Genomic DNA, 12,274 nt, shown 5'->3' with positions numbered 1-12,274 from the left:
AGCGCGCGCGTTCAGCGTGCCGGGCGGTACAGCGTGCGGCTGACGGCCGCGCGCTGGATCTCCGCCGCCGTGACGCGGAACGGATAGGTCTCGTTGCTCAGCCAGCGGCCGAGGAAGTTGGCGTAGTCCTCGCTGCCGAGCACGCCGCTCTGCCCGCCGGGCAGGATGGACCGCGCCGGGATGCCGCCCGGGCCGGGCGCACCGACATAACGCCGGTTGGGGCCTGACGAGAACATGAACGCACCGTCGTCGGCCGCACGCGGCGAGTGGTTGGCGACGTCCACCGTGCCCAGCCCGCCGTCGACCGCCAGCCCGGGCAGCCCGGCGACCGAGGGCTCGAAGCCCGGCGTCGCGCCGGGGATGCTCTCGTCGCCGAAGACCCCGGCCAGCACGATGCGGTGCAGCTTGCCCCAGCGCCAGTCGCCCGGGTTCGTCGAACGCCCGAAGGCGCGCTCGAAGGCCGGCCCGGAGAGCCGCTCCAGCGCGTCCTGCAGCGCCTTCAGCAGCACGTAGTCGCGCCGCTGCGCGGCCTCGGGCAGCCCGGTCCAGGCGAAGAAGTCGACACCGGACAGGCCGATGCCGTCGCGCTCGACGAGGTGGCGCAGCGACTTCATCGCCTCCTGGCTGCCCGGCTGCGGCAGGCCGTACTGGGCCAGCGTGCGGTCCAGACCCAGCGCGATCGCCTGGCCGCGCCAGACGGCGTGGATCGTCGCGGCGACGCTGGCGTCGATCTCGCGCGGCGTCGGCGCGCGGCGCTGGCCGTTGAAGTCCGAGGCGTCGTAGCCGGTCTCGATGCCGGTCGGCGTGTCGAAGCCCCAGCGGCGCAGGCGCTCGGCGGCTTCGGCGACGCGCGTGTCGGCGGCCAACGCCTGCAGCGCCGCCGGGGCGCCGGCGGCGCGGGCGCCGTCGTAGGCCCGCAGCAGCCACGGCACGAAGACCTGGGCGTCGACGAGCACGGTGTCGGCCTGGATGCTCGCCATCTCGCGCCGCGTCACCGGGCCGGCGGCGATCGCGGCCTGCAGCCGCTGGGTGATGCGGCCGGCGCGCAGCCCGAAGTCGAAGCCCGGCCCCAGGTAGTACAGCCCGCCGCCGGGGCGGCGCTGGTTCAGCGGGTCGTTGTCCAGCGTCAGCCCGGCGGGGTCGTTGTTGGCGTTGACGAAGAAGCCCTCGGGCGGGTCGACGGCCTGCGGCATCTCGGCGAACGGCAGCGTCTCGTAGCCGCTGGCATCGGTGGGCCCGGGCGAGGCCTTCTTCAGCCATTCGTTGCCGCCCTGGCCGTTGCGCACCAGGAACGGCGGCGCGCCGGCCACGGCGCCGCCCTGCAGGTCCTCGCGCAGCGGTATCTCGCCGCTGGTGAACCAGGCCATGCGGCCGTCGACGTCGCCGACGACGAAGTTCTGCGAGCCGACGTCGAAGTACTGCAGCGCGGCGCGCACGTCCTCCAGGCTGGCGGCGCGGTTCAGCAGCCGGTAGGCGTCGAGTTCGCGTGTCGCGCCGGCGCCGATCCACTGGATCGTGATGGCGCTGCCGGCCGCGGCGTCGAGCTGCACCACGGGGCCGTGGCGCGGCACCAGCAGCACCACCGGCGGCACCTGCACGCTCGGCGGCACGGTGTCCAGCGCGTCGGTGCGCGACGGGTCGAGCGCGTTGACCCGGAAGCTGACCGGGATCGGCACGATGGCTTCGTTCTGCCCCTGGTACACCGAGGCCAGGCCGCTGGCGGTGCCGGCGGCGACGATGCGCTCGGCGTAGGCATCGGTGACGTCATAGGCGCTGGTCGTCGAGCCCCAGGCGACACGCCGGTTCTGGCCGAGCACGATCCAGGGCACGCCGGGGAAGCTGCTGCCGATCGCGTCCAGCCCGTCGGCGCTGACGAGGTGCTGGTCGTAGAGGTTGGACGGCATGCCCAGCGACAGGTGCGGGTCGTTGGCCACCAGCGGCCGGCCGTCGGCCGTCAGCCGCGCGCTGACCGCCCACTCGTTGCTGCCGATCTGGTGCTGGCGCCGCGAGAGCACGCGCTCGAGCAGCGGCACGCGTTTCGTGCGCTCGAGCTGGCGCCTGAGCAGCGGCGCCAGCGTCGCCGGCACCGCCGACGGCTGCGATCCGGCCGCCGCGGCACTCCAGGGCAGCGGCCCGCCGGCGTCGGGCAGCGTCGACGCCGGGTCGAAGGGCGCGGCGCGGTAGACGTCGCCGAAGAACAGCGCCTGCGCCAGCCGCTCGTCGCCCAGCGCGGCGCGGTAGGCCAGCCAGGCGCTGGTGAGATCGGTGTCGAAGTCGAACGAGAGCTGGAACGACACCAGCTTGCCGATCGCCAGGCTGTCCACTGGCGTCCAGGGGCTGAACTTCGTCAGCCGCAGCCGCGTGTAGTCGGCCGGCAGCGGGTGCGCCGCGACCCAGGCGTTGACGCCGGCGGAATAGGCCTCCAGCCCGGCGCGCAGCTCGGGCGAGGCCGCCGTCAGCGACTTCTCGGCGGCACGGCGCAGGCCGATCGTGCGCAGCTGCACGTCCTGCGCCAGCGCCGAGGCGCCGACCAGCTCGGCCAGCGTGCCGCTGGCGGTGCGGCGCAGCGTGTCGGCCTGGAACAGCCGGTCCTCGGCGTGCAGCCAGCCCTGCATGAACAGCGCGTCGCGTTCGGTCAGCGCACGCACGTGGGCGACGCCGTCGACGTCGCGCACGACGCTCACCGGGCCGCGCAGCCCGGCGACGGCGACGCTGCCGTCGTCGGCAGACGCCGGTGGCGCGACACACGCGAGCCAGGCGGACAGGGGCAGGACGGCGCGACGCAGCCAGGGGCGCATGGTGATCTCCTCGTGGGTGTCGTGACGGCCCGGGCCGGCCGTGGCCGCGGCAGCGTAGGCCGGGCACCGCAGCGCGTCCATGAAGGCTGTCCCGGCCCCTATCCCCCGCGGATCGGGGGACGGCGGCGCATCGCTGCGACGGGCCGGCGGCGCGCAAGCGGCGCCCGCCCGCCACCGGTGGCCGCGGCAACCAGGGCCGCGAATCCGGGTACGCTCGGTGTTCCGACCTGCCTTCGCGCCCCGATGCCTTTCAAGACGATCCGCCACGCCCTGCTCGCGGCCGCCGTGCTGGCCGCCACCACCTTGAACGCCCACGCCGAGAGTCTGGCGTCCTCGGCCTCCAGTGCGGGGTCGGCCTCGTCGGCCAGCGTCTCGCACTCGATCGAGGGCTCCAGCGACAGCTCGAGCCGGGCCGCAGACCGTGTCGCCGGCGACTACCGCGTCGTCGACGTGGCCCAGGCCCCGGGCCGCCCCGGCGAGCTGCGCCTGACGCTGCAGCGCCTGGACGACACCGGCGCCGGCGGCGAACTGCGCCTGTACGTGCCCGCCGGGGCGCTGGCGCAGCCGCTGGCCACGGGCGAACGCATCCGGGCGCGTGAACGCGGCTATGGCTACGAGTTCCGCCGCGGCGACGCGCCCGAGCCCTTCTTCCTCGCGCTGCACGACGCGCCGCAGCGCGAGCTGGCGCCGCGCGCCGTCACGCTCTGATGCGCCGGGCCGCCGCCGCGGCGGCCCTGCTGGGCACGCTCGCCACGCCGGCCGCCGCCGCGCTGCCCGGCCTGTGCGCGCGGCCGGTGACGATCAGCGCGCTGCAGCAGTCGCGCCTGCTGCAGTTCGCCGGGCTCGTGCGCCAGGCGCTGCTGCGCTCGGACGCCGCCGGGGCGCTGGTGGCGCGCTCGGGCACCGACCTCGGCCGATTCGGCATCCGCTACTCGCACGCCGCGCTGGCGCTGCGCGAGCACCCGCTCGCGCCCTGGGCGGTGCGCCAGCTCTACTACGCCTGCGACGAGGCCCGCCCGCGGCTGTTCGACCAGGGTCTGGCCGGTTTCGTCTCGGGCACCGACGACGCCGAGCGCGGCTTCGTCTCGGTGCTGCTGCTGCCGGCCGCCGACGGCCGCGCGGTGCAGGCCGCGGCGCTGGACAACGCCCGCGCGCTGCGCCTGCTGGGCGGCACCTACAGCGCCAACGCCCACGCCTGGTCGACGCGCTACCAGAACTGCAACCAGTGGGTCGCCGAGCTGCTGGCCGACGCCTGGCAGCCGCTGGCCGCCGATGCCGAGCCGCGTGAACAGGCCCAGGCCTGGCTGCGTGCGCAGGGCTACACGCCGACGGCGGTGGCGGTGGGCTCGCACGCGCTGGTCTTCGCCGCCCAGCTCGTGCCCTACCTGCACGTGCGCGACCACCCGCTGGCCGACCTGCAGGCGCTGACGATGCACGTCAGCCTGCCGGCGTCGATCGAGGCCTTCGTGCAGGAGCGCCTGCCGGGCGCGCAGCGGCTGGAGTTCTGCCATGCCGGCGGCCGCGCCGTCGTGCGCCGCGGCGGCCCGCCGCTGCCGGCCGACTGCAGCGCCGCACCGGGCGACGAGGCGGTCTCGCTGGACGACTGAGCACCGCGCCGGCGCGCGGGCCGGCTCAGGGCAGCGGCGTCACGCCCTCGGCCGGCCGCAGCGCCGTCAGCGGCGCCACGCCTTGCACGTGGATCGACAGACCCGTCTGCTTGGCGGTCTGCTTGGCGCGCGCCGCGGCGCTGGCGACATCGGACGCGCTGCGGAACAGCGTGCCGGCCGCGACCTCGACGACGCCCATGTAGACCGAGACGAAGCCGAAGAAACGTTCGACGCCGTGGCGGTCTTCGGCGCGAATGCCGCCGGCGGCCTGCGCGTCCGCGTCGTACAGGCCGATCGCGGCGGCGTCGAAGTCGGCCACCATGCGCTCGCAGCGTGCGCGCCAGTCGGCGCTCTGGAACAGGATGACGAAGTCGTCGCCGCCGACGTGGCCGACGAAGTCGCGCCGCGGGTCGGCGTGGGCCTGGATCGTCGCCGCCAGCAGCTTGATCATGCGGTCACCGCACCAGTAGCCGTAGTGGTCGTTGAAGGGCTTGAACTGCGCCAGGTCGGCGTAGCAGGCGACGAAACTCGCGCCGGCGGCCTGCAGGCGCTCGATGTGCTCGCTGATCGGGCTGTTGCCGGGCAAAAAGGTCAGCGGGTTGGCGTGGCGCGCGGCCTCGATGCGGCTCTCGGTCACCTGGCGCACCAGCTGCTGGCCGGTGCCCAGGCCGCGGTAGCGGCCGTTGTCGACGTAGACGAATCCTTCGCTCAGGTAACGCTGGTCGGGCGAGGTCAGCAGCTCGGCCAGTTCGTCGATGCCGGCGTTGACGTCGACCAGCGTCGGCTCGGTGTTGGCGAAGGCCAGGCAGGGTTTGCGCCCGCAGACCTCCTTGAAGTAGAGCTTGGCGTAGCGGTCCAGGCACTGCTGGCGGCCGACCAGCGCCACCGGGCGATCGCCGTCGACGAGCGCGATGGCGTGCCACTCGGGATGGGCGGTGAACATCGCGACGACCTGGTCGTTGCTGGCGTCCAGCCCGACCGGCGGCACCTCGACGATCTTGGCCTGGCTCAGCCGGCGCGGCAGTGGCGCGGTGCGTTCGGTGGGCAGCACGGCGATCTGGCGGTCGGCCAGCACCGACAGCGCCTCGGGTTCGGGGGCGGCGCGCGGCGACGCCGCCGGGCGGCCGAGCAGGTAGCCCTGGGCCAGCGGACAACCCAGGTCGCGCAGCGCGCGCAGGTCTTCCTGCGTCTCGACGCCTTCGGCGACGAGCATCGTGCCGAAGGTGTCGGCGATCTGCATCAGCGCGCGCAGCGTGCGCAGCCGCTTCGGGTTCTGCGCGATGTCGCGGCTGAAGTACTTGTCGATCTTGACGACGTCGGGGTTCAGTTCGGACCACAGCCGCAGGCTGGAGCGGCCGTCGCCGAAGTCGTCGAGCACGAAGCTCATGCCGGCGCCGTGCACGCCGTCGGCGATCTCGACGAGCAGCGGGATGTCGGCGACACGTTCGTGCTCGGTGATCTCGAAGGCCACGCTCTGCGGGTTGACGCCCCAGCGCTGCACGCTGTGGGCGATGTCCTGCGCGCTGCGCCCGGCGAAGCAGCGCACCAGCGCCGAGGCGCTGATGTTGATGAACAGCCGCCCGGCCTGGCGCATCGCCGCCCAGCGCTCCAGCGCCAGCACGACGCAGGCGACCTCGAACTCCTGCAGCAACTCCTCCTGGCGCGCCTGCGCCAGCAGCGCCTCGGCGCCGTGCAGCGCGGTGCCGCGCGGCCCGCGCACCAGCGCCTCGTGGGCGTGGATGCGGCCGTCGGCCAGCGAGACGATGGGCTGGAAGTGGATCTCCAGCGCCCGTTCCAGCATCAGGCGCGCCAGGGGCCGGGAGGTGTCGCCGAGATCGAATTTCATCGGGTCGGATACCGGTTTGGAGTGGCCATGGAACAGCGGCAGCGCGCTCATTCGACGTCTCCCTGGCTGCCCGCGCCGGTGCGAAAGCGCGCCACCGTCGCGACCAGCTCGCGGGCCTGGCGCTCGAGCTCGGCGGTGGCCGCGGCGGTCTGCTCGACCAGCGCGCCGTTGTGCTGCGTCGCGGTCTCCAGCGTCTGCAGCGCGGCGACCACCTGGCGCACCTCGTGGCCCTGGCGTGCCGCGCCTTCGGCGATCGTCGCCACCAGCGCCCGCGCCTCGCCGGCCTCGCCGACGATGGCCTGCATGTGCTCCCCCGCACGGCGCACGACGGCGCTGCCGGCGCGCACGCCGTCGACGTTCTCGCCGATCAGGCCCTGGATCTCGCGCGCCGCGTCGGCCGAGCGCCGCGCCAGCAGGCGCACCTCGGCGGCGACGACGGCGAAGCCGCGCCCCTGCTCGCCGGCGCGCGCCGCCTCGACGGCGGCGTTGAGCGCCAGCAGGTTGGTCTGGAAGGCGATGCCGTCGATCGTGTCGACGATGGCCGCGATGCGCCCGGCCGAGGCGTCGACGCGCGCCATCGTGCGCACCGCCTCGTCCATCGTCTGCTGGCTGACGCGCGCGGCCTGGACATAAGCGTCGGCCGCCACGGCGGCGCGGCCCGAGCGCTGCTCGCCGTCGGCGGCGTCGCGGCCGATGCGCTCCAGCGCGGCATGCGTGTGCTGCAGGCCGGCGGCGGCCTGCCCGCTGCGCGTGGACAGATCGCCGGCTCCGGCGGCGATCTCGCGGCCGGCACGGGCCACCGTCTCGGCGGCGGTGCGCACCTGCTCGACGACCGCGCGCAGCGACTCGCGCGCCGCGGCGGCGCTGCGCTGCAGCTCGGCGGCCTCGTCGCGGCCGGCTGGCAGCGGCGCCGGGCGCAGGTCGCCCTGCGCGATGCGGCCGAGTTCCTGGCCGACGGCGGCGAAACCCGACTCCAGCGAGCGGGCGAAGCAGAGGAAGAGATAGGCCGCCAGCAGCAGCGCGCCGGCCAGCAGCGCAGCATGCAGCGCGCTGCGGCGCGCCAGCTCGGCACGGCGCTCGGCCAGCCGCGCATCGACCGCCGGCAGCGCCGAGGCCGCCTGCTGCCACAGCGTGTGCAGCGCGGCGCGGCCCTGGGCGTAGACCTCGTCGGGCGTGAAGGCGTCGCGCACCAGCGCCGAGACGTCCGCAGCTTGCACGAAGGCGGCGGCCGGCGAGGCGGCCTGGCCTGCGTCGGCCAGCGCCGCCGTCGCCCGCGCCTGCCAGGCAGCCTGGCGCTGGTACTGCGCCGGCTCGTCGAGCGCACCGCGCGCCACGCCGTGCACCGCCCAGCCCCACAGCGAGGCGCTGTCGGCCGCGGCGCGCGGCAACGCCACCAGCGCCCGGCGCACCGGGTCGGCGACCTCGGGGTCGGCGTCGTGCGCCAGCTCGCCCTGGCCCAGCAGCGCCGGGATCAGCGCCGCGGCCTCGGTGGCCGCGGCATCGGCCGCGTCGGCCAGCGCCGGGTCGGCCGCCGCCTCGGCCGGCAAGCTGCCGAGCCGGCCACGCAGCTTGCCCAGCGACGGCGCCGCGGGCGTGTCGCCGAGCGCCGCAGCCGCGCCGCGCGCCTGCGCCAGCGCCTGGCGATAGTCGGCCGCCGCGGCCTCGTGGCCGGCGGCCACGGCACGCGCGGCGCCTTGCAGCGTCTGCACCGCCTCGGCCAGCGGCAGCAGCTGCGTGGCGACAGCCAGCGCATCGCGTTCGGCCTGGGCGGCCTGGGCCTGTTCGAGCCCGGCGCGCACCAGCGCAGCGCCGGTGACGAATGCCGGCGCCAGCAGCACGGCGCAGATGACGGCGGCCTTGGCACGCAGGCGCAGCGGGCCGAACAGCCGCATGCCGGGAGACCAGAGGCCACCGGTCGACGATGTCGGGGCTCGCGGGCCGCGCGTGGACGGGACGACGGAATCAGGAAACGAGGTCATGGCAGCCGGCCGCGCGGCCGGTCGTCGGGAAAACGCCAGGAATATCGGCGAAAACCCCTAGGAAGTTAATCAGCGAAACTCAAGAAAACAGCTGAAATATCGCCCCGGAGGTCATCAAAGAGTCATGTTCAGGCGACATGAAGGGCACCAAAAGAAACCTTCAAGATATCGTCATGAAATTGCCATGAAAATCTGCGAGGAGATTCAGGCAACGACCTCGGGTTCGGCCAGCACGCCTTCGACGCGCTGCACGAAAAGCGCCGCACGGTCCTGCCCGGCGACTTCGGCGATGCGCCCGGCGCAGTCGCCCAGCCAGCGCTCGAACGAGGCTTCGTCCTGCACCTCGCGCCAGGATTCACGCAGCTCGGCGTCGCGCCCGGCCAGCATGCGCGCCGCCAGGTCGATGGCGAACATGCGCGCCGCGGCCAGGCGCCGGCGCGCGGGCGTGGTGTCGGCCGGCGGCGGCGCGGCAGGCGCGGCGTCGGCGATCCAGCCGTCGGCGGCCAGGCGTTCGATCAACGCGCAGCCGTCCAGGCCCAGGCCGGCGGCCAGGGTCAGCAGCTCGGTTTCGCTGCGCCGGCCGTCGACGGTGATCAGCCACATGCGCCAGGCCGGCGGCATGGCGGCGCGGTCGTTCAACAAACGGCGCGACAAATCGGTCTTGCGCCAGCGGCGGCCTTTGCGTTCCATGGCGTGGGGCAGGCGGACCGGCGGAGAGCAGCCCGTGGCGCGAGTATTCCCGGCGATTCGTGTCAAATCGTGACAGCGGCAGCCTGTGGCGCGATTTCAGTTCCGGCGCCTGAAGGCCGATAACCGGGCATGACGAATGGCAGCGAGAGCCGGGCCCCGGGGAGGGCACGATGAACGTCCAGATGTCCACGGTGACCGCCAGCGCCGGCAGCGGCAGTTCCGATGCCTCGCTGAAGTCGCGCATCCAGGCGCTGCTCAAGCAGATCACGACGCTGTCCAAGCAGCAGCAGGAGGTCGTGCACTCGGAGCTGCCGGCCAAGGACAAGCAGAAGCAGAGCGAGCTGCTGCAGGCGCGCATCGAGGCCGTGCAGGCGCAGCTCGCCGAGCTGTACCGCCAGCAGGCCGAGCAGGCGCAACGACGCCAGGCGCAGGGCCGCGGCGACGGGCAGGCCCGCGTCCCGGGCACCGAAGACGCCGCCGCGGCGGCACGGCCCGGCAGCAGCACCGCCACCTCGTCGCTGATCGCGGTGGCCTGACCGGGCACGCGGCAAATCCCCTCGAAGGGCGGCCCGCATACTCGGCGGCACCGAGTTGCGGACAAGGACGCCCGATGAGCCTGAACAGCCAGCTGACGATCGATCCCGCGGCCTTCGCCGAAGAGCTTCGCTACGTGATGGCCGGGCTGCGCGAGGTGCTGCACGAAGCCGGCGAACCGGCGCTGGCGCAGGCGCTGCCCTGGGCGGACGAGGCCGCGGCGGCGGTGCCCGAGGACCTGCCCGCCGAACGCCTGGTGCAGGCGCTGTCGATCGCCTTCCAGCTGCTGGGCATGGTGGAGCAGCGCGCGGCGGCACGTTTCCGGCGCGGCGTCGAATGCGAACGCGGGCTGGCCGCGCTGCCGGCACTGTGGGGCGACACGCTGGCGCAGCTGCGCAACCGCGGCGTGCCGGCACCGGCGATCGCCGCGGCGCTGCGCGAGCTGCGTGTGGAGATCGTGCTGACCGCCCACCCGACCGAGGCCAAGCGCGCCACCGTGCTGGAACACCACCGCACGCTGGACAGGCTGCTGGAGCAGCGCGCCCGGCCGGGCTGGACGCCGCCGGAGCAGGCCGCGATCCGCGAGCAGATCCTGGCGCTGCTGATGACCTTGTGGCGCACCGGCGAGATCTTCCTGGAGAAGCCCGACCTGGCCTCCGAGCGGCGCAACGTCCTGCACTACCTGCGCTCGGTGTTCCCGGCGGTGCAGCCGCAGACCGACCTGCGCCTGCGCCAGGCCTGGCACGACGCCGGGCTGGACACCGCGCTGCTGGGTGGCGCCGACGCGCTGCCGCGTTTCGTCTACGGCACCTGGGTGGGCGGCGACCGCGACGGCCATCCGCTGGTCACGGCCGTGGTCACGCGCACGAGCTTCGCCGAGCTGCGCGCCCAGGCGCTGGACCTGCTGCGCGAGCAGTTGCAGGCGCTGGTGCGCCGGCTGAGCCTGTCCGACCGCCTGCAAGCGCCGCCGGCCGCGCTGCTGGCCCGCGTCGAAGCCAACGCCGCAGCGCTCGGCGAGGCGGGCGCCGCGGCGCTGAAGCGCAACCCCAACGAACCCTGGCGCCAGTGGGTGAACCTGATGCTGGCGCGGCTGCCGGCCGGCGGCGCGGGTTACGCCGGCCCGGCCGAACTCGACGCCGACCTGGCGCTGCTCGAGGATTCGCTGCACGCGGTCGGCGCGCGGCGCATCGCCGAGCAGGCGGTGGCGCCGCTGCGGCGCACGCTGGCGACCTTCGGCTTCCACCTCGCGACGCTGGACGTGCGCCAGAACAGCCGCTTCCACGACCTGGCGCTGGGCCAGCTGCTGGCCGCCGCCGGGTTCGCCGAGCACCGGGTGGTCGACTGGGACGAGACGCGCCGGCGCGCGCTGCTGGACGCGGAGCTGGCGTCGCCGCGGCCGTTCACGCGGGCGCGCAGCGGTGCCGGTCTCGGCGCCGAGGCCGACGCCGTGCTCGACTGCTACCGCGTGCTGGACGAGGAGTTCCGGGCCCACGGCCCGGCCGGCATCGGCGCGCTGATCGTCAGCATGACGCGCAGCACCGCCGACCTGCTGGTGCTGCACCTGTTCGCGCGCGAGGTCGGCCTGCTCGTCGACACGCCCGAGGGCCCGGCCTGCCCGATCCCGGTGGTGCCGCTGTTCGAGACCATCGAGGACCTGCAGCGCAGCCCGGCCATCCTCGGCGAGCTGCTGGACCACCCGGTCACGCGGCGCAGCCTGGCGCTGCAGCAGCGCCTGGCCGGCGAGCCGCAGCCGGTGCAGCAGGTGATGGTCGGCTACAGCGACAGCAACAAGGACGGCGGCCTGCTGGCCAGCTTCTGGGCGCTGTACCGCGCGCAGGCGGCGATGACCGAGGTCGGACGGCAGCGCGGCGTGCGCATCCGCTTCTTCCACGGCCGCGGCGGCACGATCAGCCGCGGCGCCGGCCCGACGCACCGCTTCCTGAAGGCCATGCCCGCTGGCGCGCTGGGTGGCGACCTGCGCCTGACCGAACAGGGCGAGGTCATCGCCCAGAAGTACGCCGACGGCGTCACCGCGGCCTACCACCAGGAGCTGCTGCTGGCCGGCACCGCGCGCAGCCTGCTGCTGGACCGCCACGCGCCGGCCGGTGTGCACCCGCTGGAGGCGACGATGGACCGGCTGGCTGCCTGGAGCCGCGACAGCTACCGGGCGCTCGTCGGCGCCGAGGGCTTCCTCGCCTTCTTCCGCCAGGCCACGCCGGTGGACGCGCTGGAGGAGAGCCGCATCGGCTCGCGGCCGTCGCGGCGCAGCGGCCAGGCGACGCTGGCCGACCTGCGCGCCATCCCCTGGGTGTTCAGCTGGAACCAGTCGCGTTTCCTGCTGCCGGGCTGGTACGGCGTGGGCAGCGCGCTGGAGCGGCTGCTCGCCGAGGACCCGGCGGCCTTCGCGGCGCTGGAGCGCGAGCTCGTCGCCTGGGCGCCGCTGCACTACGTGCTGAGCAACGCCGCCACCAGCCTGGCGACCACCGACCGCGAGGTGATGGGCTGGTATGCGGCGCTGGTCGACGACGCGGCGCTGTGCGAGACGATGATGAGGGCCATCGTCGGCGAGCACGAGCGCACCGGCCGCCTGCTCGAGCGCCTGTACGGCGCGCCGCTGGCCGAGCGGCGGCCCAACATCCACGCCATGGTGCAGGTGCGCGCCGAAGGGCTGCGTGTGCTGCACCGCCAGCAGCTCGCGCTGCTGCGCCGCTGGCGCGCCGCGCGCGAGCGCGACCCGGCCGAGGCCGCGACGCTGGCGCCGCAGCTGCTGCTGACGGTCAACGCGATCGCCGGCGGGCTGGGGTCGACCGGCTGACGCGG

8 protein-coding genes are annotated in these 12,274 nt (G+C 74.6%); 4 read left to right on the top strand and 4 right to left on the bottom strand.

What is annotated here, in order from left to right; genetic code table 11:
* Window positions 1-11 precede the first annotated feature (11 nt).
* Window positions 12-2,879, bottom strand: a complete 2,868-nt coding sequence (locus tag G5B56_RS02105) for a penicillin acylase family protein (protein WP_164962164.1) — start codon at window positions 2,877-2,879, stop codon at window positions 12-14.
* Window positions 2,880-3,041: 162 nt separating this feature from the next.
* Here G5B56_RS02105 and G5B56_RS02100 point away from each other — a divergent pair, with 162 nt between their 5' ends.
* Both G5B56_RS02100 and G5B56_RS02095 read left to right on the top strand, forming a co-directional pair.
* On the top strand, window positions 3,042-3,506 hold the full coding sequence (locus tag G5B56_RS02100) for a hypothetical protein (protein ID WP_164962163.1): 465 nt from the start codon (window positions 3,042-3,044) through the stop codon (window positions 3,504-3,506).
* On the top strand, window positions 3,506-4,405 hold the full coding sequence (locus tag G5B56_RS02095; protein WP_164962162.1) for a DUF2145 domain-containing protein: 900 nt from the start codon (window positions 3,506-3,508) through the stop codon (window positions 4,403-4,405). The genes G5B56_RS02100 and G5B56_RS02095 overlap by 1 nt, the downstream gene beginning before the upstream one ends.
* A 25-nt stretch (window positions 4,406-4,430) precedes the next feature.
* On the opposite strand, the gene G5B56_RS02090 is transcribed toward G5B56_RS02095, so the two are convergent.
* The 3 genes from G5B56_RS02090 to G5B56_RS02080 all read right to left on the bottom strand — a co-directional run bounded on the left by G5B56_RS02090 (window position 4,431) and on the right by G5B56_RS02080 (window position 8,920).
* Complete coding sequence (locus G5B56_RS02090) at window positions 4,431-6,302, bottom strand: phosphodiesterase (protein ID WP_164962161.1); 1,872 nt, start codon at window positions 6,300-6,302, stop codon at window positions 4,431-4,433.
* Window positions 6,299-8,143, bottom strand: coding sequence for a methyl-accepting chemotaxis protein (locus G5B56_RS02085; protein ID WP_164962160.1), 1,845 nt, complete (start codon window positions 8,141-8,143; stop codon window positions 6,299-6,301). The genes G5B56_RS02090 and G5B56_RS02085 overlap by 4 nt, the downstream gene beginning before the upstream one ends.
* Before the next feature lie 291 nt (window positions 8,144-8,434).
* A complete protein-coding gene (locus G5B56_RS02080; protein ID WP_164962159.1) occupies window positions 8,435-8,920 on the bottom strand; it encodes a hypothetical protein in 486 nt (161 codons plus the stop codon).
* Between the two features lie 170 nt (window positions 8,921-9,090).
* Between G5B56_RS02080 and G5B56_RS02075 the strand changes: the two genes are divergently transcribed.
* The gene (locus tag G5B56_RS02075; protein ID WP_009857317.1) at window positions 9,091-9,456 is read left to right on the top strand and encodes a FlxA-like family protein; all 366 of its coding nucleotides are present in this window, start codon (window positions 9,091-9,093) and stop codon (window positions 9,454-9,456) included.
* A 74-nt stretch (window positions 9,457-9,530) separates the two neighbouring features.
* Window positions 9,531-12,269, top strand: a complete 2,739-nt coding sequence (locus tag G5B56_RS02070; protein ID WP_164962158.1) for a phosphoenolpyruvate carboxylase — start codon at window positions 9,531-9,533, stop codon at window positions 12,267-12,269.
* Window positions 12,270-12,274: the final 5 nt, after the last annotated feature.

Source organism: Rubrivivax sp. JA1026, from assembly GCF_011065555.1.
Lineage (GTDB): Bacteria > Pseudomonadota > Gammaproteobacteria > Burkholderiales > Burkholderiaceae_C > Rubrivivax > Rubrivivax benzoatilyticus.
Note: the sequence above shows the minus strand (reverse complement) of the source record. Positions and strands in the feature narration are given on the sequence as shown.